This is a genomic window from Methyloceanibacter superfactus (assembly GCF_001723305.1).
GTDB lineage: Bacteria > Pseudomonadota > Alphaproteobacteria > Rhizobiales > Methyloligellaceae > Methyloceanibacter > Methyloceanibacter superfactus.
The window spans coordinates 22,061-42,948 of the sequence record NZ_LPWF01000026.1 but is presented as its reverse complement, the minus strand read 5'-3'; the positions used below and the strand labels follow the sequence as shown (position 1 = coordinate 42,948).

Annotated in this window: 18 protein-coding genes; 10 read left to right on the top strand and 8 right to left on the bottom strand. The window is 65.6% G+C overall.

What is annotated here, in order from left to right; genetic code table 11:
* The first annotated feature begins 208 nt into the window (after positions 1-208).
* Complete coding sequence (rho, locus tag AUC69_RS09085; protein WP_069441877.1) at positions 209-1,474, top strand: transcription termination factor Rho; 1,266 nt, start codon at positions 209-211, stop codon at positions 1,472-1,474.
* Between the two features lie 139 nt (positions 1,475-1,613).
* Positions 1,614-3,980 carry a transporter substrate-binding protein gene (locus AUC69_RS17025; protein WP_069441876.1) on the top strand — a complete coding sequence of 789 codons (2,367 nt, stop codon included), beginning with the start codon at positions 1,614-1,616 and terminating at the stop codon, positions 3,978-3,980.
* On the opposite strand, the gene AUC69_RS09075 is transcribed toward AUC69_RS17025, so the two are convergent.
* The 3 genes from AUC69_RS09075 to AUC69_RS09070 form a co-directional block, all read right to left on the bottom strand.
* Complete coding sequence (locus tag AUC69_RS09075) at positions 3,981-4,727, bottom strand: sterol desaturase family protein (RefSeq protein ID WP_158008061.1); 747 nt, start codon at positions 4,725-4,727, stop codon at positions 3,981-3,983.
* A gap of 23 nt (positions 4,728-4,750) precedes the next feature.
* Positions 4,751-4,885, bottom strand: a complete 135-nt coding sequence (locus AUC69_RS19010) for a hypothetical protein (protein WP_280136634.1) — start codon at positions 4,883-4,885, stop codon at positions 4,751-4,753.
* Between the two features lie 201 nt (positions 4,886-5,086).
* Positions 5,087-7,132, bottom strand: a complete 2,046-nt coding sequence (locus AUC69_RS09070; RefSeq protein WP_069441875.1) for a thioredoxin domain-containing protein — start codon at positions 7,130-7,132, stop codon at positions 5,087-5,089.
* A gap of 171 nt (positions 7,133-7,303) precedes the next feature.
* Here AUC69_RS09070 and AUC69_RS09065 point away from each other — a divergent pair, with 171 nt between their 5' ends.
* From AUC69_RS09065 to AUC69_RS09040, 6 genes are all read left to right on the top strand, one after another.
* The gene (locus tag AUC69_RS09065) at positions 7,304-8,149 is read left to right on the top strand and encodes a GGDEF domain-containing protein (RefSeq protein ID WP_069441874.1); all 846 of its coding nucleotides are present in this window, start codon (positions 7,304-7,306) and stop codon (positions 8,147-8,149) included.
* A gap of 50 nt (positions 8,150-8,199) precedes the next feature.
* Entirely contained in the window at positions 8,200-9,516 is a 1,317-nt protein-coding gene (gene mnmE, locus AUC69_RS09060; protein WP_069441873.1) for a tRNA uridine-5-carboxymethylaminomethyl(34) synthesis GTPase MnmE, read from the top strand.
* Positions 9,517-9,603: 87 nt separating this feature from the next.
* Positions 9,604-11,484 carry a tRNA uridine-5-carboxymethylaminomethyl(34) synthesis enzyme MnmG gene (mnmG, locus tag AUC69_RS09055; protein ID WP_069441872.1) on the top strand — a complete coding sequence of 627 codons (1,881 nt, stop codon included), beginning with the start codon at positions 9,604-9,606 and terminating at the stop codon, positions 11,482-11,484.
* 116 nt (positions 11,485-11,600) lie between these two features.
* Positions 11,601-12,161, top strand: a complete 561-nt coding sequence (locus AUC69_RS09050) for a 16S rRNA (guanine(527)-N(7))-methyltransferase RsmG (RefSeq protein ID WP_244500184.1) — start codon at positions 11,601-11,603, stop codon at positions 12,159-12,161.
* Positions 12,158-12,961, top strand: a complete 804-nt coding sequence (locus tag AUC69_RS09045; RefSeq protein ID WP_069441871.1) for a ParA family protein — start codon at positions 12,158-12,160, stop codon at positions 12,959-12,961. The genes AUC69_RS09050 and AUC69_RS09045 overlap by 4 nt, the downstream gene beginning before the upstream one ends.
* Positions 12,962-13,004: 43 nt before the next feature.
* On the top strand, positions 13,005-13,871 hold the full coding sequence (locus tag AUC69_RS09040) for a ParB/RepB/Spo0J family partition protein (RefSeq protein WP_069441870.1): 867 nt from the start codon (positions 13,005-13,007) through the stop codon (positions 13,869-13,871).
* Positions 13,872-13,881: 10 nt separating this feature from the next.
* On the opposite strand, the gene pyrE is transcribed toward AUC69_RS09040, so the two are convergent.
* The 4 genes from pyrE to leuS form a co-directional block, all read right to left on the bottom strand.
* On the bottom strand, positions 13,882-14,445 hold the full coding sequence (gene pyrE / locus AUC69_RS09035; protein WP_069441869.1) for an orotate phosphoribosyltransferase: 564 nt from the start codon (positions 14,443-14,445) through the stop codon (positions 13,882-13,884).
* Positions 14,446-14,588: 143 nt separating this feature from the next.
* Complete coding sequence (holA, locus tag AUC69_RS09030) at positions 14,589-15,518, bottom strand: DNA polymerase III subunit delta (RefSeq protein WP_083239260.1); 930 nt, start codon at positions 15,516-15,518, stop codon at positions 14,589-14,591.
* A gap of 51 nt (positions 15,519-15,569) precedes the next feature.
* Entirely contained in the window at positions 15,570-16,097 is a 528-nt protein-coding gene (locus AUC69_RS09025; protein ID WP_069441868.1) for a hypothetical protein, read from the bottom strand.
* The gene (leuS, locus tag AUC69_RS09020) at positions 16,084-18,693 is read right to left on the bottom strand and encodes a leucine--tRNA ligase (protein ID WP_342018562.1); all 2,610 of its coding nucleotides are present in this window, start codon (positions 18,691-18,693) and stop codon (positions 16,084-16,086) included. The genes AUC69_RS09025 and leuS overlap by 14 nt, the downstream gene beginning before the upstream one ends.
* A 133-nt stretch (positions 18,694-18,826) precedes the next feature.
* On the opposite strand from leuS, the gene AUC69_RS09015 reads away from it, so the two are divergent.
* On the top strand, positions 18,827-19,522 hold the full coding sequence (locus AUC69_RS09015) for a YggS family pyridoxal phosphate-dependent enzyme (RefSeq protein WP_069441867.1): 696 nt from the start codon (positions 18,827-18,829) through the stop codon (positions 19,520-19,522).
* On the opposite strand, the gene AUC69_RS09010 is transcribed toward AUC69_RS09015, so the two are convergent.
* A complete protein-coding gene (locus tag AUC69_RS09010; RefSeq protein ID WP_425283522.1) occupies positions 19,519-19,953 on the bottom strand; it encodes a L,D-transpeptidase family protein in 435 nt (144 codons plus the stop codon). The two genes, AUC69_RS09015 and AUC69_RS09010, sit on opposite strands and share 4 nt — an antisense overlap.
* A gap of 248 nt (positions 19,954-20,201) precedes the next feature.
* Here AUC69_RS09010 and AUC69_RS09005 point away from each other — a divergent pair, with 248 nt between their 5' ends.
* On the top strand, positions 20,202-20,888 hold the full coding sequence (locus tag AUC69_RS09005) for a response regulator transcription factor (protein ID WP_069441995.1): 687 nt from the start codon (positions 20,202-20,204) through the stop codon (positions 20,886-20,888).

The following is a 20,888-nucleotide window of genomic DNA, read 5'->3' as shown; positions in this document are numbered from 1 at the left end:
CTGCTATAAGATGAGTCGCATCCAATCCGGGACGCTGTCGCGGCCCGGCCTTCCTACAAAAGATCGGGTCACCGGACTGGAGCAGGCGCCCGTCGCCATCCCACCGAGGCCTATCCTTCCCCTTTCGACGACACCGCGCCTCCAAGCGCGAGATTCAAACATCGCCATTTCCACTCACCCCTTTCTGTTCTCTTTGGAGTAGCAGCGCATGCAAGAAATGAAGCTGCAGGATTTGAAGACCAAATCGCCGACGGAGCTGTTGAGCTTCGCCGAGGAGGTCGAAGTCGAGAACGCGAGCGCCATGCGCAAGCAGGAGCTCATGTTCGCGATCCTGAAACAATTGGCCGCCCGCGACGTGGACATCACCGGCACGGGCGTGGTTGAGGTGCTGCAAGACGGCTTCGGCTTCTTGCGCTCTCCCGATTCGAACTATCTGGCCGGCCCCGACGACATCTACGTCTCGCCGTCCCAGATCCGCCGCTTCGGTCTGCGCACCGGCGACACCGTCGAAGGCGAGATCAGAAGCCCGAAAGAGGGCGAGCGCTATTTCGCGCTCCTCAAGGTCAACACGATCAATTTCGAGGAGCCGGAGAAGCAGCGCCATAAGATCCATTTCGACAATCTGACGCCGCTCTATCCCGACGAGTGGCTCGAGATGGAGACCGAGGACCCGACCCGCAAGGACAATACCGGCCGCGTCATCGACATCGTGTCGCCCATCGGCAAGGGCCAGCGCGGTCTCATCGTGGCGCAGCCGCGCACCGGCAAGACGGTGATCCTCCAGAACATCGCCCACGCCATCACCGCCAATCATCCGGAGTGCTACATGATCGTGCTCCTGATCGACGAGCGGCCCGAGGAGGTGACCGACATGCAGCGCTCGGTGAACGGCGAGGTCGTGTCGTCGACCTTCGACGAGCCCGCCGCGCGCCACGTGCAAGTCGCCGAGATGGTCATCGAGAAAGCCAAGCGCCTGGTCGAGCATGGCCGCGACGTGGTCATCCTGCTCGATTCGATCACGCGTCTCGGGCGCGCCTACAACACTGTGGTGCCGTCCTCCGGCAAGGTGCTGACCGGCGGCGTGGACGCCAACGCCCTGCAACGGCCCAAGCGCTTCTTCGGCGCCGCCCGCAATATCGAGGAAGGGGGCAGCCTCACGATCATTGCCACGGCGCTCATCGACACCGGCAGCCGCATGGACGAGGTGATCTTCGAGGAGTTCAAGGGCACCGGCAACTCGGAGATCGTGCTCGACCGCAAAGTGGCCGACAAGCGCGTGTTCCCGGCCATCGACATCGCCCGCTCCGGCACCCGGAAAGAGGAACTTCTCGTTCCCGCCGATCAGCTCAAGAAGATGTATGTGCTGCGCCGCATCCTGAATCCCATGGGTACCATGGACGCGATCGAGTTCCTCATCGACAAGCTGAAGCAGACCAAGAACAACGCCGAGTTCTTCGACTCGATGAACACCTAGAGTTGCGGCAATACTGATCAAGAGGTGTAACGCCCAATAAATGGGCGCGGCTGCACTCGGTTTGTGCAGAAAACACAATAGAATCAGAAAGATAATCGCAACGTTTGCGCCATAGGTTTCGTGCGACGGGGGACGTCGCATGAGTCGCTACGACAAGAACAAGAATCTGCCGAGCCGCTTCGTGGCCGTGCCCGTGCTGGCCGCCTGTGCGGTGACGGCCGCCGCGACCGCCTTGGCCGGGCCGCTCGTCGGCTTGGTCGCCGGTGGCCTGTCCGGTCTCCTCGCCACTGGTCACATCGAGCATCGCTTGCGCCGCCTCGGCGCCGTGGTCGCCAAGATCGCCGGCGGCGACCGCTACGCCATCGTTCCCAAGCAACCCAAGGGCCCACTCTCGGAGCTTGCCGGCGCCGCCGAGACCCTGCGCGCCGCGGTGATCGAGGCGGACGCGGCGATCGTCGATCAGCGCCGCCACGAGGCCGAGGCCCGGCTGCATCTCGCCAGCCGGAAGTTCATCACCCGCCGCTTCCGCGGTGCCGTCGATGAGGTCACCAAGGCCTTCACCGACGGCAGCGCCTGGATCGGCCAGACCGCCGCCGATTTGGAGGAGCGCAACCAGGCCATGCATGGCACGGTGGGGAACGCGTCCGACGCGGCCCATACGGCGTCCGAGGACGTGGCCGCCATTGCGCGCTCGGCGCGCGGCATCCTGCGGTCCATCGATCAGTCGGCCGGCGACATTGGCGCCTCGCGCGACGCGAGCAGCCGCGCGATGACCGATCTCGCTTCTGCCGACGAGACCATGCGCGGCCTGTCCATGGCTGCCGCACGCATCGGCGAGGTTGTGGGCCTGATCCAGAACGTGGCGCGGCAAACATCGCTGCTTGCGCTCAACGCCGCCATCGAGGCCGCGCGTGCCGGCGCCGCAGGCCAGGGCTTCGCGGTCGTCGCCGGCGAGGTCAAGGCGCTTGCAGCTCAGACCGCCACGGCCACCGACGACATCACCAGCCAGGTCGATGACATTCAGCAGGCGGTGGAGCGCACCGCCGGCGCGCTCAAGCATGTGCATGCAAGTGTCGGCGAGATTAACGAGGCGGACGCCAGATTGCGCGGCGTGTTCGAGCAGCAGACTCAAGAGCTCGACGCCATCGCCTGCCGCGCCTCGCAGGTCGCCGAGCAAGTCGCCGGCACGCTGCCGGATCTGCGCACCGCCGTTGGCCATGTGGATCGCGCGGGCGCCTCCATGCTCGGCACGGCGGAGGCATTGGTCAGCAAGGCGGGCGGTCTCGTCACTCGCGTCGATACCTATTTCGGCGAGCTCGATCACGGCGCCATCAAGCTCGGCATCCTGCATTCGCTGTCCGGCACCATGACCGCGAGCGAACGGCCGTTGCAGGATCTACTGGTCATGCTCATCGAGAAAGCCAACGAGGACGGCGGACTGCTGGGCCGTCCGCTCGAGGCGGCGATCATGGACCCGCGCTCCGATCCGCGTGCCTATGGCGGCGCGGCGCATGAGCTGCTTGCCGAGCACAAGGTGGCGGCGATCTTCGGGTGCTGGACGTCCGCCTCACGCAAGGAGGTGCTGCCCGTCGTCGAGAGCCAGAACGGGCTGCTCTTCTATCCGAGCCAATATGAAGGCGAGGAGGAATCGGCCAACATCTTCTACACGGGCGGGACGCCGGCGCAGCAGGCCATCCCCGCGGTGGATTACTTGCGTCGCCGCGGCCGAAAGCGCTTCTTCCTGCTCGGCACCGACACGGTCTATTCGCGCACCACCAACACCATCCTCAAGGCCTATCTCGAGGCGGACGGCATCTGCGGCGGCGCGGTCGCCGAGGTTTACACGCCCTTCGGTCACAAGGATTGGGCCGGCACGGTCGCCGCGATCCGGCGCTTCGGGGCGCGCGGCGACGCGGGTGTCATCACCACGGTGAGCGGCGACGCCAATGTGTATCTCTATCGCGAGCTGGCGAAGCAAGGCATCACCGCCGGCAGCGTACCGGTGATGACGCTCTCCATCGGCGAGAGCGAGCTGCCGGCCATCGCCGGACCGGAAGTCGCCGGTCATCTCGCCTGCTGGAGCTATCTGCACGAGATCGACAATGCGTCGAATCGCGCCTTCGTGAAATCCTGGCAGAAGTTCTGCGGTCGGCCGAACGTGATGACCGACGATCCCATGGAGGCCACCTGGATCGGCTTCAACATGTGGAAGGAAGCGGTCAAGCTCGGTGGGTCCGTCGAGGTCGACGAGGTCCGCCGCCGTTTGGCCGGACTGCGCCTCAAGGCGCCGAGCGGCTACGAGGTCGCCATGGACTTGAAGAACCACCATCTGCACAAGCCGGCCATTGTCGGCGAGATGACGGCGGAGGGGCACATCGTGCCGGTGTGGAAGAGCGGGGGGCTCATCGCGCCCGACCCGTGGAGCCCCTGGCTCGATCATGCCGCACGGCCGCCTATGCTCGGCATCGGCCGCGCCGCCGGCACCGCCCTCGCCTTTGCGAGCTGATTAGGTGATCTGTCGACCTTCTGACGCGCGGGCTGAATCCTTTGGACAGAATCCATCCGGATCGAACGGCGCGACGAGCTGTTTCGCATAGACTTGCGGGTAGTGGGGACAATCCTGGATGCCGATGTCGCCGGTGCGCGGCTTGCGCGCCTGCGGAGGCTGGTACGTGCCGAGCAAGCGGTCCCATGCAGTAAAGAACAATCCGAAATTCACATCGCCCTCGCCGGCCCAATTCACATGATGCAGCCGATGCACCGGGCCGATGGCGAGGATCTTTTGCAGGGGTCCGAGCATGTAGTCGACATTGGAATGTTGCACGATAAGCTGCACGGCGATGGTGAAGCCCAGCAGCACGGCGACGTCGACCGGGAGCCCAAGCAGAACGAGCGGCAGTGTGCCGGCGACGATATCGAGCGCTTGATGCAGCGGGTGGCGAATGAAGCCGTTGAAGCCGTAGAGCCGGTGCACACCATGATGCACCGCATGCAATCGCCACAGCCAGTCCACGCGGTGGCTGAAATAATGCACCACCGTCATCGTGCAATCGACAATGACGATTGCGAGCAGAAACTGGACGGCGATCGGAAGCGTGCTGGGCCAGAGGCTCCATTCCGGCAGAAGCGATGCGCTGATGATGATGAAGACGACCAGCGCGAACAGATTGGCTATCTCGTAAACGGCGGCGTGAGCGAGATCCTTCACTGTGTCGCCATGGGCATCGTTCCACGTGACTTCGTATGGCAGCACGCGCTCCATCGCGAAGGACATGCCTATGGCAACGACCAGCAGCAGGCCGATCCACGCATAGCGGGCGCGGAGGCAATGATAGTGATGGCGAGCAGGTTGAGCCCGACGATCATCGTCGGCACATAGAAGAAGCGGGCGAAGTTGCGCAGCACACGCATGAGACCGTCCCCTCGGGGCACGTTATCGGCGGTTCTAGGGTCGTGAAACGCGCACCGAGCCCCGCCGGTTGCGCGACATCTCGTCCTCGCAATAAGCCGCAAGTCCCTCGAGCGCGCATTTTAGCGGCAATTGTCGAGGGCGAAAACCAAACCGCGAAATCATCGGAAAACCGCCAATAGGTCGATGACAAAGATGAGGGTCTAAGTCACCGTCACCTGGCGCGCGGTCTTGATGGTCTCGACGAGTTTCGCCGCATCGGTCACTGGCGGCGAGCATTGCGGGCCGAGGCACACATAAGCGGTCGCCTTGCCGCCGATCGCCGTCTTGCCGTACACGACCGACGACGACGGCAATGCCTGGCCGCGGGCGATCTCCTGCACCACCGCGTTGGGCAACGACACGTCGCGTAAAGCGGCCCGCAGTGCGTTCGCATCGCCGTCCGCCGGCACGATCAGCACGATGAGTTGCGGTGCCAATCCGTCGAGCGCCCCCATGAGCATTCCGGAATGCACCACGACATTCTCGGCGATCGCGCCGCCGAAGCTGCGCAAGATTTCCTCGGCGCGTTTGGCGTAGCGCGTCTCGCCGGTCCACAGCGACAGCGATACGAGGTTCGACACCATGATCGCGTTGGCGTTCGGCGTCGCGTCGTCGAGGCCGCTGAACGGGCGCACGATGAGATCCTTGGTGTCGTCGGCAGCGAGATAATAGCCGCCGAGATCCTTTGCCCAGTAATGCGCATCGAGCACGTCGGTCCAGTGCTGAGCCTGCTCCACATACGCGCGGTTCGCCGTCGCGTTGGCGAGCGCGAGCGCCGCCTTGATCATGTTGGCATAGTCGGATGCCGTCGCCGGCGCCTTGGCCTGTCCATCGCGATAGGCATGGAAGAGGCGGCCGTCCTTAGCCATCCGTGTACGGACGAAATTGAAGGCGGTCTCGGCGAGCGCGAGCCAATCGGCGCGGCCGAACGCCTGACTTGCATTGGCGAGCGCGGCGATCATCAGCCCGTTCCAATCGGCGAGGATCTTGTCGTCGAAGCCGGGACGAATGCGGCTCCCGCGCCGCGCCAGGAGCTTCGCGCGCATCGCCGCGAGTCGCGCTTCGGTCTCGTCGTCGCGCATCTCGATGGCACCGAGCCGGTTGAGGATATTGTGGCCTTCGAAATTGCCGCCCGCCGTCACGCCGTAAATCTCGGCGAACAATTGTGCATCGTCCGTACCCAGAACATCGTCGATCTCGGCGAGACTCCAGACATAGAACTTGCCTTCGACGCCTTCGCTGTCGGCATCGAGCGATGCGGCGAACTCGCCGCCGTCCGTCACCATCTCACGCTCGAGCCAATCGATGGTCTCGGCGATGCGTTGCGCGAAGAGCGGCGACTTCCCCTCGCGCCAGGACTCGGTCATTAAGTCGACAAGCAGCGCGTTGTCGTAGAGCATCTTTTCGAAATGCGGCACCAGCCAGCGCTCGTCGACGCTGTAGCGCGAATAGCCGCCGCCGAGATGATCGTAGATGCCGCCTTGCGCGATATGGGTGAGCGTGAGGTTCACCGCCTCGCGCGGATTGGTCATCCCGTAGCGCAAGCCTGCGCGCCACAGAAATTCGAAGAATTGCGTCTGCGGAAATTTCGGCGCGCCGCGCAATCCTCCTTGGGCCGGATCGACCGCGCCGACGAAGCGCCGCGCGAGGTCGGACAAGGTCGTGTCGTTGAGCGTCGCGCCGCCGGCCTTCGGCGGCTTCGGCTTCAGCGCCTGCTTGAGCGCCTCGGCGTTGTTGCGGACCTTGGCGTGCTCCTCACGATAGACTCGGGCCACGGTATTCAGTACACTGACGAATGCGGGGCGCCCGTAGCGGTCCTCCGGCGGGAAATAGGTGCCGCCCCAGAACGGCTCGCCGTCCGGCGTGAGGAACATGGTGAGCGGCCAGCCGCCCTGCTCGCCGAGCTGATGCAGCGCCGCCATGTAGATGGCGTCCACGTCCGGGCGCTCCTCGCGGTCGACCTTGATGTTGACGAAGAGGTCGTTCATCACCGCCGCGGTCGCCTCGTCCTCGAAGCTCTCATGCGCCATGACGTGGCACCAATGACACGCGGCGTAAGCGACCGAGAGCAGGATCGGCTTGTCGGCATGGCGCGCCGCCTTCAGCGCGGCCTGGCCCCAGGGCCGCCAATGGACCGGGTTGTCCTTGTGTTGAAGGAGATAGGGGCTCGTCTCTTCCCCGAGCAGGTTGGCGTCTCTGTCTTGCATATGGCTTCCTCTTGTCTCGGTCCTAGGATAACGCGCTTGGCCCGGGGAGGAACGCTTTGCGGGCCAGAAAATCGCTCCACTTGCGGTCATCCAATTAAGCGTCCGTCAATTTGGGAATGCGAAGTTGGGGTCTCCCCACTTGTCGCATTCGATATCCGAGACTGAGGTGTCATGGCTGGATACGAAGCGTTCGACCTTCTCCCGGTCGAGATCGCGGTGCTCGACCTGGGAGGCGACATCGTCTTCACCAACCGGGCCTGGGATCAGACGGCCGAGGGGCGGCTAGCCAAACGCCGCTGGAACTATCTGGCGGAATGTTCAGCCGCGGCCGAACGGGGATGCGCCGACGAGCGCGAGATCGGCAACGGCCTCCGCCTCGTGCTTGGCCGGGAGCTCGACCGGTTCGTCGCCACCTACAACTGCCCGTTCGACGACAGGCATCATTGGTTTCAAATCTCCGCCCGGTCGGGACGCGCGACCGACGAGGGGATCGGCGCCATCGTCATGCACACCGACGTAACGGCGCTTCAGTACGACTACCTCACCAGGCTTCCGAACCGCGCTCTCTTCGAGGCGCAGGCGCGCTATGTGTTGAGACAAGCCCGCGACGGCGCCTCGACGGCTGGGGTGGCGCTTATCGATCTGGACGGCTTCAAGGCGATCAACGACAATTTCGGCCACGCGGGCGGCGATCAGGTGTTGGTGAGATTGGCGTCGCGGTTGACGTCCGCGGCGGCGGACAAGGATCTCGTGGCGCGCGTGGGCGGCGACGAGTTCGCGGTCGTCACCAGTGTAGGAACGACGGAGGTGGGGCTCACTCGGTTGAAACGGAATATCGAGCGCGCCTTCGTGGAGCCGCTCGTCGTGAAAGGCACCGCCCATCTTTCCGCGAGCGTCGGCACCGCGCTCTACCCTGCCGACGGGGAGAGCCTGGAGGCTCTGCTCAAGGCCGCCGACTCTCGCATGTACGGGATCAAGAGGGCCAGGAAGAGCCGTCACGAAAAGTGGATCGCCTAGCCGGGCGACCGGCTCGCATTGCGCGCCTCCCCAGTCCAGGATGGACCCTCATGACGTCGGACACCACCATCGTCGCGCCGGCCTCAGGCGCGGGACCCGCCGCCGTCGCCGTCATCCGCGTCTCCGGACCGGCGACGCGCGCCGTGCTGGAGACGCTGTGCGGCGGCGTGCCCGCGCCGCGGCGCGCGGCGTTGCGCGAGATCGGGCGCCCCCTAATCGACCGGGGGCTCGTGCTGTGGTTTCCGGCGCCCCGAAGTTTCACCGGCGAGGACATGGCGGAGTTGCAGGTCCATGGCAGCCGTGCCGTGATCCAGGCGGTCGTCGAGGCGGTGCTGGGCGTTGCCGGCACGCGGCTCGCCGAGCCCGGCGAGTTCGTCCGGCGCGCCTTCGAGAGCGGCAAGCTCGATCTCACCGAAGTCGAGGGCCTGGCCGATCTCATCGCCGCCGAGACCGAGGCGCAGCGCCGCCAAGCGCTGGCCCAGAGCGAAGGATCCTTGCGGCGGCTCTATGAAGGGTGGCGGGCCGAGCTCGTCACGGCGCAGGCGCTGATGGAGGCGGGTCTCGACTTCGCCGATGAGGCGGACGTCGTCGCCGATGTCGGCACGAAGGCCGACGCCATCGTCACGCCGCTCCTCGAGCAGATCGACAAGCATCTCGCCGACCGCAGCGGCGAGCGCCTGCGCGACGGCTTGCGTATCGTCATCGCCGGCCCGCCCAATGCCGGCAAGTCGAGCTTGATGAACGCGCTCGCCAAGCGCGACGTGGCCATCGTGTCGGAGGAGGCCGGCACCACGCGGGACGTGATCGAGGTGCATCTGGATCTCGGTGGCCTGCCGGTGATCCTCGCCGATACCGCGGGGATAAGGGCGGGGATAGGTGCGGTCGAGGGGGAGGGCATCCGGCGGGCGCTCGCCCGCGCCGAGGACGCCGACCTCGTCCTGTGGGTGATCGACGCCACGGAGCCGGTCTGGGAGCCACCGGCGCCGCTCGGTCATAAAAATCGCATCAACGCGCTCAATAAACGCGATGTCGCGCCACACTATGCGCATGCCGCCGAGGCCCATGCTTGCGTGCCGATTTCCGCCAAGACGGGCGCGGGGCTCGAAGCGCTGATCGGCGCGCTGGGCGAGATTGCCAGAGCCGAGATCGGCGGTGGCGGCCAGGCCGCGCTCACCCGCACCCGCCACCGCGTCGAACTCGTCTCAGCGCGGGACGCTTTGCAACGTTTCGTTAACCATGATCTCGCGCCCGAGCTGAAAGCCGAGGAGCTGCGCGTCGCCGCCCGCCATCTCGGCCGCCTCACCGGCGTCATCGACGTGGAGGAGGTCCTGGGCGCCATCTTCGCCGAGTTCTGCATCGGCAAGTAATCGCGGGCGCCTCCCAATTTGATTCACGTGAAACAGTTTGGGCTTCAGTGCTTTGACGGGACGCGCCGGACCCACTACCTACGGGCCATGGACCAGGACGCCATCACGGGTTTCGACGTCATCGTCATCGGCGGTGGCCACGCCGGCTGCGAGGCCACGGCCGCGGCCGCGCGCATGGGCGCCAGAACCGCGCTCGTCACCCACAACGCCGACACCATCGGCGAAATGTCGTGCAACCCCGCGATCGGCGGTCTCGGCAAGGGCCATCTCGTGCGCGAGATCGATGCGCTCGACGGGCTCATGGGCCGCGTGGCCGATGCCGCCGGCATCCAGTTTCGCGTCCTCAACAGGTCCAAGGGCCCGGCGGTGCAGGGGCCGCGCGCCCAGGCCGACCGCAAGCTCTATCGCCAGGCCATGCAGGCGGCAATCCGCGCCACGCCCAATCTCCAGGTGATCGAGGCGGCCGTCGAGGACCTCACGGTCGACGCCAGCCGCGTCACCGGGATCGTCACCGCTGACGGCCGCCGCTTCACCGCCGGCGCCGTGGTGCTGACCACCGGCACCTTCCTCAACGGCCTCATCCATATCGGCGACACCAAGATCCCGGCGGGCCGCATGGGCGAGGCCCCGGCGCTTGGCCTCTCCGACCGCCTCTACGGCCTCGGCCTCGCCATGGGCCGCCTCAAGACCGGCACGCCGCCGCGCCTCGACGGCAAGACCATCCAGTGGGAGCGGCTCGCCGTGCAGCCGGGCGACAGCCCGCCGGTGCCCTTTTCGTTTCTAACGGACGCGATCACCACGCCCCAGGTGCCTTGCCACATCACCCACACGACTGCGGCCACCCATGAAGTGATCGAGGCGAACCTCGCCCGCGCGCCGATGTACTCCGGCGCCATTGAGAGCGTGGGTCCCCGCTATTGCCCGTCCATCGAGGACAAGGTCGTCCGCTTCAAGGAGCGCGGCAGCCACCAGATCTTCCTCGAGCCGGAGGGGCTCGACGACGACACGATCTATCCCAATGGGATCTCCACATCGCTACCCGAGGACGTGCAGCACGCCTTCCTCAAGACCATCCCAGGGCTGGAGACGGCGGCTGTGCTGCGTCCCGGCTACGCCATCGAATACGACTATGTGGACCCACGCGCGCTCCAGCCGAGCCTGGAGACCAGGGCAGTGGCGGGACTGTTTCTCGCCGGCCAGATCAACGGCACGACGGGCTACGAGGAAGCGGCCGGTCAAGGCCTGGTCGCCGGCGTCAACGCCGCGCTCGCCGCGTCGGGTGCGCATGACCGGTTCGGTGTCACCCGCGCCGACGGCTATCTGGGCGTGATGATCGACGACCTGGTGACCCGCGGTGTCACCGAGCCCTATCGCATGTTCACCTCCCGGGCCGAGTACCGGCTGATGCTCCGCGCCGACAACGCCGACCAACGGCTGACCCCGTGCGGGCTCGCAATCGGCTGTGTGGGCGATACCCGCCGCGCGGCCTTCACCGAAAAGGCGCAGGCGCTCGAATCCGGCGAAACCCTGTTGCGCGGTCTGAGCCTCACGCCGGATCAGGCGAACAAGGCGGGTCTCGCCATCAAGCGCGACGGGCGTAAGCGCAGCGCCTTCGAGCTGCTGAGCTATCCCGACATCGACCTCACACGCCTCGCGCAAATCTGGCCCGAGATCGGAGAGCTCGACGGCGCCATCGCCGATCAACTTGCCGTCGATGCGCGCTACGCCGTCTACATCGCCCGTCAGGAGCTGGACATCGCCGCGTTCCGTAAGGACGAGGCGATCGCCATCCCGCCCGGTTTCGTCTTTGCCGCTCTGCCTGGCTTGTCGAACGAGATCCGCCAGAAGCTCGAGCATCACCGTCCGGCAAGTCTCGGGCAGGCGGCGCGGCTCGACGGCATGACGCCGGCTGCGCTGATGCTGCTGCTCGCGCATCTCAAGAAAACGGCGGCGGTCAAAACCGCCTAGATATGCCAAGCCCTAACGCGCTCCACACCATCGATGGTCCGAGCGTTCGCCGAAGCCTTTAAAGTTCCACGTGAAACAATCCACAGGCTGACGCGCTACGCGGAGCTCCTGGAACGTTGGCAGAAAGCGATCAACCTGGTGCGCCGTCGACCCTGCCTGAACTGTGGTCACGGCACTTTGCCGACTCAGCGCAACTGCGTAGTCTGGCCCCCGATGCCCGGCTATGGCTCGATCTCGGATCGGGCGCGGGCTTCCCAGGACTGGTCGTCGCCATTCTGCAAACCGGAGTACCGGAATTCCGCATGCACCTCGTCGAATCGAACCATAAGAAATGCGCGTTCCTTGCGGAGGTCGTGCGCGCCGCCGAGGCCCCTGTGGACATTCACGCCATGCGTATTGAACAGGTCGCCGAAAGAGCCCAAAGCCTAAGACCGGACGTGGTGAGCGCCCGCGCGCTTGCGCCGCTGCCGCGTCTGTTGGAACTCGCTGCCCCGTTTTTCGGGGAAGGAACCAGGGGGCTGTTCCTGAAAGGTCGCGAGGCACAGGCAGAGATCGAGGCCGCGAGGCTCGGGTGGGCGTTCGACGCCCGCCTGCATGCGAGCTTGACCGCCAAGGATGCCGCCATCGTCGAGGTCACCGGTCTTCGCCGGAAGACACTGGAAGACGGCGCGCCATGAGCCGCCGCAGCACCCGCGTCCTGGCGCTGGCCAATCAGAAGGGCGGCGTCGGCAAGACCACCACCGCCATCAATCTCGGCACGGCGCTGGCCGCCGTCGGCGAGCGCGTGCTCATCATCGACCTCGATCCGCAGGGCAACGCCTCGACCGGGCTCGGCATCGAGCATCGCGAGCGGTCGACCTTCGACGTCCTGGCCGGCCAAGCCTCCATCGCCGAGGCGCGGGTCGCCACCCATGTCCCGCGCCTCTCCATCGTGCCGGCGACGATCGACCTCATGTCGTTCGAGCGCGAGGCGGCGTCTGCCAACGGCCGCCACTATCGCCTGCGCGATTGCCTGGCCGAGCTGATCGCCGCCGAGAGCCGTGACGACGCGACGACCTACATTCTCATTGACTGCCCGCCGTCGCTCAATCTGCTGACCATCAACGCGCTCGCCGCGGCCGACGCCGTGCTCGTGCCGCTGCAATGCGAGTTCTTCGCGCTCGAAGGTCTGGCCCAGCTCTTGAGCACGGTCGAGGAGATTAGGGTGCGCCTCAACCCGAAGCTCCAGATCCACGGTGTCGTGCTCACCATGTACGACCAACGCACCAGCCTCTCCGACCAAGTGGTGGAGGACGTTCGCGCCGTGCTCGGCGATAAGGTCTACACCACGGTGATTCCGCGCAATGTGCGCGTGGCGGAATCGCCGTCCCACGGCAAGCCGGTGCTTCTCTATGATTACAAATGCACCGGCAGCCAAGCCTATATCCAGCTCGCCTCGGAAGTGATCGAGCGGGAGCGGCGCATACGGGCGGCGTGACGGAGATTTACGGACCGCAACGGTTCAACTTTGGAGAACGACGATGGCGGTAAGCGCACAGAAGAAGCGGTTGGGGCGGAGCCTGGCATCTCTCATCGGGGACGGTGCCGACGAAGCGGTAGGCGCCGACGACCAGCGCAGCGTCCCGCTGTCCTCCCTCAAGGCGAGCCGCTTCAATCCGCGCCGGAATTTCTCCGATGCCCAGCTCGACGAGCTCGCCGCTTCGATCCGTGAGCGCGGCCTGGTGCAGCCGCTCGTGGTGCGGCCGCTCGGCGGGGGCGACCGCTACGAGATCGTCGCCGGCGAGCGCCGCTGGCGTGCCGCCCAGCGGGCGAACCTGCATGAGGTCCCGGTGGTCATCCGCACGCTGTCCGATCAGGAAGCGATCGAGATCGCCATCATCGAGAACGTCCAGCGCGAGGACCTGAACGCCATCGAAGAAGGCGAGGGCTACAGCGCGCTGATGGGCGGTCATGGCTACACGCAAGAAGATCTGGCCAAGGTCATCGGCAAGAGCCGGAGCCACTTGGCCAACACGCTGCGCCTCCTCAAGCTGCCGAAGAGCGTGCAAGACCTGGTACGCGGCGGTGAACTGAGCGCTGGTCACGCGCGCGCGCTGATCGGCCGGCCGGACGCCGCGGCGCTCGCGGCCCGTATCGTTAAGGAAGGGTTAACCGTCCGCCAGGTGGAGGCGCTCGCCCAGGAAGAGAGCGCCAAGCCCAAGCGCAAGAAGGGGAAGACAAAGGACGCCGACACGCGGGCGGCGGAGACGGAGCTGCACGAAGCGCTGGGGCTGAATGTGGAGATCAAGCCGGGGCGCGGCGAGAAGGGCGAGCTCAGGATCCGCTACACGAACTTCGATCAGTTCGACGATATCCGCGCGCGTCTGATGCGGCGCCCCGGACGTTAGCGACCGGTCGCTAGCTGGCGAGAAACTCTTCCGCCTTGAACAACGATTTGAACGGCACGCCGGCTTGCGCGTAAAGCTCGGCCGCGCCCTCGCCCCGGTCGAGGATCGAGATCACCAGCGCGACCTTCGCCCCGGCATCCTCCACCACCTTGACCGCATCCATGGCCGAGCCGCCGGTGGTGGTCACGTCCTCGAGGATCACCACCGTCTTGCCGGCGATGTCGTTGCCGTCGACGCGCTTCTTGGTGCCGTGATCCTTCACGGCTTTGCGGACGAAGAAGCCGGGAAGGTAGCGGCCGAAGGCGGGGCTGCGCATGGCAACGGGGGCGATGAGCGGGACCGCGCCCATCTCCAAGCCGCCGACGGCGTCAGCCGTAACCCCTTGAAGTTCTTGAAGAATTAAGTCTGCCATGAGTCCGGCCCCATCGGGATCGAGCATTGCCGGCTTCATGTCGAAATAGTAGTCGCTCTCCTTGCCCGATGCGAGCACGACCCGCCCGCGCTTGAACGCGCGCTCGCGCAGCAGCATGAAGAGCTTGTTGCGGCGTTCAAAGTCTGCGGCGTTCTGGTCCATGTATCCCCTCGGGCTTTGCGCGGTCATGCATAAGAACGCCGGTGAGTTCCGTCAAATCCCCGACGCGAGCTTCAGCAGCAGCCGCTCGGCGAAAGCGCTGTCGAGATCCGGCGAGCGGCGCGAGCGCCGAACCGTCTCCTGAATCAGCGGCAGGGCGTGCGCCAGGCGGTTCGCGCCCCAGCGCCGGCAATGGGCGAGGAACACCGGCTCGCGTTGAAATGCGGCCGCGGCTTGAGCGACTTCACCGCTTGCTCGAGGCTCCCGCCACTCGCCTGCGTCGCCGCCACCCGATGCAGCTGCGTGAAATGCCGGGCGAGCGCCGACAGCGCCGATGACCGGTCGGTCCCCGCGGCCGCCAACCGTTGGAGCTCGCGCAACGCCGCCCGCGGATCGCCGCCACTCGCCGCGTAGACGAAATTCTCGAGCGCGATCTCGGCCGCATCGCCGACAATCGCCGCGACGTCGTCATGGGTGACGATGCCGTCACCGCTCCCGCCGCCCTGAGCATAGAGCGCGAGCTTGACGACCTCGGCGCGCGACATGGCCTGGTCGGCCCCGAGCCGGCCCATCAGATAGGTCTTGGTCTCCGGATCGATGCGCAAGCCGGCGCTTCTCAGCTCCGCGTCGATGACGCCGGCGAGGTCGCGATCATCGCTGTAGCAGGGCAGCGCCGCGGCCTCGGGCAATTTCTCGAACAGCTTGCGTAAGCCTGAGTCGGGCCGGAGATTACCCGCCTCGACGATGAGCGCGTTGTCGGACGGCTCGGCCAGCGTGGCTTTCAGGGTCGGCACGTCGAGCCGGCTACCCGCCGTCACCCGCACGACCTTGGCGGAGGCGAACATCGGTCGCGTGCGTAGCTCGATGTCGAGCCGCGCCGGCTCCTCGGCGAAGTCGCGATCGTCGAGCCGGATGATCTCTGCCTCGCCCGCCTGGCGCTTTGCGAAGGCCGTGGCCAGTGCCGCGCCACGTTCGGAGACGAGCCCCGCGTCGGGCCCATAGACAAGCACCGCGCGGCAGTTGGCGTCCGGCGATTTCAGAAAGCGCGCGACGCCTGAGGCTTTGTAGGCGACCATAGCGGTAACAGCGCGGGTTGGTTCGGCGCGAGCGGGACGGTACCGCCGAGCTTAGGCCGAGGTGGCGAGATAGGCCGCGAGCTGCGTCTTGATGCTCTCCGAGACGGTACGCGCCGCGCGGTTCTCGGCGTCGTAGCGCGCACGCACGTTGGCGAAGATTTCCTGGTAGCGGCTATAGGCGGCGCGCGAGATGGCCACCCCCTCGTGGATCGTCTTGCCAGTGGAAAGGTTGATCAGCTTGTAGCTCGCCTCGAGCTGATACACTTGGCCCCTCGCATCGCCGGTGATCTGCACCAGCTGATCGATCACCCGCTCGCGGATGGCGATATTCAGCTTATAGCGGGATTTTGCCGCCTCGCCGCCGCCAGTATTGGAGAAGATCAGCTCGTTGCGCACCTTTTGGCCGACCCGGCCGGGGATCGGTGTGACGTCGACCGACGCCATCACCTCGGACAGGCGGGCACCGTTCGCGGCCGTGGTCCCGGAGCCGTAAAGCGGCTGGAATCCGCACCCGGACAAGCCGAGAACAGCCGCGGCGGCAATCACCACCAGCGCAAGAGCAGGGCTACGCCACCACATTGACGATCCTCTGCGGTACGACCACGACCTTCTTGATCTTCCGTCCCCCTATGGCGCGCACGACATTGTCGAGCTTGAGCGCCTGAGCCTCAATATCTTCCTTCGAGGCGTCTCGTGCAATCGTCAATTCGTCCCGCCTCTTGCCGTTGACCTGGACGGCGATGGTCATCGTGTCCTCGGTCAACAGGGCCAAATCGGCCTCCGGCCAAGGTTTTTCGGCCACCAACGTGTCGTGACCAAGAAGGGCCCAGCACTCCTCCGCCAGATGCGGCACCATGGGGGCCGAAACCCGGGTCAAGCCCTCTGCGGCCTCGCGCAAGGCGAACCGCAGATCATCTTTAGGTTGTTCTCCAGCGACTTGCAATCCTGCCGAGAGCGCGTTGGCCAGTTCGTAGATCTGGGCCACCGCCGTGTTGAAGCGGAGCTTGTCGATCGCCGAGGTCACCCCGGCGATGGTCTTGTGGGTCGCCCGGCGCAAGGCCTCGGCCTCGGGTCCCATCTCGGAAGGCACGGGGGTGCCGGGACCGGCGCCCTTCGCCGCGGCGTCGCGGACAAGCCGCCAGACCCGCTGCAGGAATCGGTAGGCCCCATCCACGCCACCGGCCGTCCATTCGATGTCGCGCTCGGGCGGGGTGTCCGACAGCATGAACCAGCGCGCGGTGTCGGCGCCGAACGTGCCGATGATGCTGTCGGGATCGACGACGTTCTTCTTCGACTTCGACATGGATTCGACCGGGCCGACCGTGACCGGCGCGCCGGTCTTGGCCTGCACCGCCTTACCGTCCTTTATCGTCACGTCCTCGGGCAGCATCCATTTCCCGTCGGCGTCTTTGTAGGTCTCGTGCGTGACCATGCCTTGGGTGAACAGTCCGCGAAACGGCTCGTCGACCGCGGCATGACCCGTCTTGTGCATCGCGCGCGTGAAGAAGCGCGAATACAGCAGATGCAGGATCGCGTGCTCGACGCCGCCGATATATTGGTCGACCGGCAGCCAATAGCCGACGGCATCGGTGTCGGTCGGCACGTCCCCGCGCGGCGAGCAGAACCGTGCGAAATACCAGGACGAGTCCACGAACGTATCCATCGTGTCGGTCTCGCGCACAGCCGGCGCACCGCATTTGGGGCAGGGGACGTGCTTCCACGTGGGATGGCGATCGAGCGGGTTCCCCGGCACGTCGAAGCTCACATCATCGGGGAGCTTCACCGGTAGATCGGCCGCCGGCACCGGCACGATGCCGCATGTCTCGCAATGAATCATCGGGATCGGGCAACCCCAATAGCGTTGCCGCGAGATTCCCCAGTCACGCAAGCGGAACTCGGTCTTGCGCACGCCTTGCGGCTTGCCCGCCACGGTCCGCGCGGCGAGCCGTTCGGCCATGGCGGTCTTGGCGTCGGTGACGCTGAGCCCATCGAGAAAGTCCGAATTGATCAGCACGCCGTCGCCCGTATAGGGCTCCTTGCCATGGCGAATGTCGCGGCGTCCTCCCCCGGCGGCAGAACCACGGGCAGAACCGGGCGCCATAGGCGCGCGCGAATTCGAGGTCGCGCTGGTCGTGCGCCGGGCAGCCGAAGATGGCGCCGGTGCGTACTCCATCAAAATGAAATTGGCGATGTAGACGGGCAACTCGGCGCCGTCGATCATCGGATGCGCCACGCGCACGCCCGTGTCGAAACCCTTCTTCTCGAGTGTTTCAAGCTCGGCCGCGCTCGTGCCGTGGTGATGGCATTCGTCGATGAAGGCTTGCGCTTGCGCATTTGTCGAGGCGATGGCGCGCGCCAGCTTGTGGTCCGGCGCGACGGCCATGAAGGCCGCGCCGTACAGCGTGTCGGGCCGTGTGGTGAAGACCTCGAGGATGCTGTGCCCGTCCGGCGCGGTGCCCGCGATCGTCTCGAAGCGGATGAGCAATCCTTCCGAGCGCCCGATCCAGTTCGCCTGCATCAGGCGCACTTTCTCCGGCCAGCGGTCGAGGTCGCCTAGCGCATCGAGCAGGTCTTGCGCGTAGTCGGTGATCTTGAACACCCATTCGGGCTGCTCGCGTTGCTCGACCAGCGCGCCCGAGCGCCAGCCGCGACCGTCGATCACCTGCTCGTTGGCGAGCACGGTGTTGTCGACCGGGTCCCAATTCACCTTGCGCGTTTTGCGGTCGACGAGGCCCGCCGCGAGCATGTCGAGGAACAGCTTTTGCTGTTGGTGATAATATTCGAGGTCGCAGGTGGCGAGCTCGCGCGACCAGTCGAGCGACAGGCCCATGGACTTGAGCTGGCTACGCATGGTGGCGATGTTGTCGTAGGTCCATTTGGCCGGATGGACGCCGCGTTCGATGGCGGCATTCTCCGCCGGCAGACCGAAGGCGTCCCAGCCCATGGGATGGAGCACGTTATGCCCCTTGGCGCGCATGGTGCGGGCGACCACGTCGCCCATGGTGTAGTTCCGCACATGGCCCATATGGATGCGGCCGGAAGGGTATGGGAACATCTCCAGAACGTAGTATTTCGGCCGCGAGTCGGCCTCCCGCGCCTGGAAGATGCCTTTGGCCTCCCAGGCCGCCTGCCAATGCTTCTCGCGTTTCGGCGCGTCGTAGCGGTCAGCGGCCATACGTTCTATCCATCCCGTCAATCGATTCGGCGCGGCAATCCAACCCAAATGCCCCAGGCGGTCAAGTTGTGCGAAAAATCGCGCGTTGCCGGAAGAGGGTCATCGGATCAAAGATGCCTGCTAGGTACCCTTGATGAGCGCGGAACACCACTCTGCCACTGAGATCCCGGGGCGGTTGCGCCTGGTTCGGGAGGAGATTGCCCTGGCGGCCGAGGCCGCCGGGCGCGATCCGGGCGCGATCGAGCTTATCGCCGTGAGCAAGACGGTGTCGGCCGCGGTGATTGAGGAAGCCATCGAGGCGGGCCAGCGTGTGTTCGGTGAGAACCGGGTGCAGGAGGCGCACGGCAAATGGCCGGCGCTGAAAGAGCTTCATCCCGATATCGAGCTTCACCTCATCGGACCGCTCCAGTCCAACAAGGTGCGCGAGGCGATTGCGCTGTTCGATGTGATCGAGACGCTCGACCGGCCGAAGCTGGCGCGGGCGCTCGCCGAGGAGAGAGAGCAGCAAGGAAAGCTTCCGCGCCTCTTCGTGCAGGTGAATACCGGCGCGGAACCGCAAAAGGCGGGAATCGCACCGGAGGAGACGGCGAATTTCGTGGCGCTTTGCCGCGACACGTTCAATCTCGAGATCGACGGGCTCATGTGCATTCCGCCCTATGACGAAGAGCCGTCGATGCATTTCGCGCTGCTGGCCAAGCTCGCCGAGGAGCTTGGCCTTGCGGAGCTGAGCATGGGCATGAGCGGCGACTTCGCCAAGGCGGTCGTCTTCGGCGCGACCTATGTCCGCGTCGGCACGGCGATCTTCGGCGAACGCATACTGCTCGATTAGCGCAGGACGAGGATCTCGGTGCCGCGCCGGATCTCGGCCAGCACCGCATCGAGATCGCGGCGGGACAGAGCGATGCAGCCCTCGGTCGGTGTGTAACCATCCCGCGCCAGATGCATGAAGATGGCGCTGCCTTTCCCCCGCATCCGCGGCCGGTCGTTGTAACCGAGCACAAAGACGAGATCGTAGAGATGATCGCCGCGCTTCAGGCCTTCGGCGCTGCGCGATGACGGCAATGTGATGAGCCGGTTGTAGTTCCGGTCGAGGGGATCGTCGCACCAGCCGTCGGTGTCGCGAATGGCGCGAACCGGCAGCGACGTGCGTGGACGCCGACCTCGGTCGGCCCGGTAGAGAACCAGCCGGATGGGAAAACGCCCGAGCGGCGTGCCCCCGTCGCCCTCGCGCTTCAAGGGGCGCACGCTCCCTCGGCCGATCGCCGCGGGTCGAATACCGTGGGCAAGCTGGACCCGCGCTTGGCAGGGGCGTCCCGGCGCGCGCCGGACCACGATCGGCCGGGACCGCTTAACCCTCATGTCCAATAGCCTTTTTGCCTTGTGACGATGCTTTTGACATGCTTGTCGCCGGGCCTGGCCCCCCTTACAACCGTCTCTGAGATAGCAAGCCTCAGGACCCAAGATAAATGGACCGGCCAACGGTGGCGTCGGCCCACAAGGACCCGCTAATGAGCAATGCGCGCAAGATCCTCATCATCGACGATGACGATGAGCTTCGCGAGTCATTGAGCGAGCAGCTGTCGCTGCACGAGGAATTCGAGACGATTCTCGCACCCACGGCGCAAGAGGGGCTGAAACTTGCCCGCAGCGGTCACGTGGACCTCGTGCTGCTCGACGTCGGCCTGCCCGATCTCGATGGGCGCGAGGCTTGTAAGCTGCTGCGCCGCGGCGGCTTCAAGGGCCCGGTCATCATGCTGACGGCGCAGAGTTCCGATTCAGATACCATTCTCGGGCTGGAATCCGGGGCCAACGACTATGTGACCAAGCCCTTTCGTCTCGGCGTGCTGCTTGCCCGCATCCGCGCTCAGCTCAGGCAGCATGAGCAGAGCGAGGATGCCGTCTTCACCATCGGCCCCTACACCTTCAAGCCCGCAGCGAAGCTGCTGCTGGACGCGGGCGGCGGCAAGGTCAGGCTCACCGAGAAAGAGACCTCGATCCTCAAATATCTCTATCGCTCCGGCGAGCGGGTCGTAACCCGCGACGTCTTGCTGCACGAGGTGTGGGGCTACACGGCCGGCGTCACCACCCACACGCTGGAGACTCACATCTATCGGCTGCGTCAGAAGATCGAGAAAGATCCCTCTCAAGCCGAGCTGCTGATCACCGAGACCGGCGGCTACAAGCTCGTTCCTTAG

Bases quoted from the DNA above. Each gene is read 5' to 3' on its own strand.
- rho (WP_069441877.1), top strand. From the start codon at position 209: ATGCAAGAAATGAAGCTGCAGGATTTGAAGACCAAATCGCCGACGGAG.
- AUC69_RS17025 (WP_069441876.1), top strand. From the start codon at position 1,614: ATGAGTCGCTACGACAAGAACAAGAATCTGCCGAGCCGCTTCGTGGCC.
- AUC69_RS19010 (WP_280136634.1), bottom strand. From the start codon at position 4,885: ATGCGTGTGCTGCGCAACTTCGCCCGCTTCTTCTATGTGCCGACGATG.
- AUC69_RS09070 (WP_069441875.1), bottom strand. From the start codon at position 7,132: ATGCAAGACAGAGACGCCAACCTGCTCGGGGAAGAGACGAGCCCCTAT.
- AUC69_RS09065 (WP_069441874.1), top strand. From the start codon at position 7,304: ATGGCTGGATACGAAGCGTTCGACCTTCTCCCGGTCGAGATCGCGGTG.
- mnmE (WP_069441873.1), top strand. From the start codon at position 8,200: ATGACGTCGGACACCACCATCGTCGCGCCGGCCTCAGGCGCGGGACCC.
- mnmG (WP_069441872.1), top strand. From the start codon at position 9,604: ATGGACCAGGACGCCATCACGGGTTTCGACGTCATCGTCATCGGCGGT.
- AUC69_RS09045 (WP_069441871.1), top strand. From the start codon at position 12,158: ATGAGCCGCCGCAGCACCCGCGTCCTGGCGCTGGCCAATCAGAAGGGC.
- AUC69_RS09040 (WP_069441870.1), top strand. From the start codon at position 13,005: ATGGCGGTAAGCGCACAGAAGAAGCGGTTGGGGCGGAGCCTGGCATCT.
- pyrE (WP_069441869.1), bottom strand. From the start codon at position 14,445: ATGGACCAGAACGCCGCAGACTTTGAACGCCGCAACAAGCTCTTCATG.
- holA (WP_083239260.1), bottom strand. From the start codon at position 15,518: ATGGTCGCCTACAAAGCCTCAGGCGTCGCGCGCTTTCTGAAATCGCCG.
- AUC69_RS09025 (WP_069441868.1), bottom strand. From the start codon at position 16,097: ATGTGGTGGCGTAGCCCTGCTCTTGCGCTGGTGGTGATTGCCGCCGCG.
- leuS (WP_342018562.1), bottom strand. From the start codon at position 18,693: ATGGCCGCTGACCGCTACGACGCGCCGAAACGCGAGAAGCATTGGCAG.
- AUC69_RS09015 (WP_069441867.1), top strand. From the start codon at position 18,827: ATGAGCGCGGAACACCACTCTGCCACTGAGATCCCGGGGCGGTTGCGC.
- AUC69_RS09005 (WP_069441995.1), top strand. From the start codon at position 20,202: ATGAGCAATGCGCGCAAGATCCTCATCATCGACGATGACGATGAGCTT.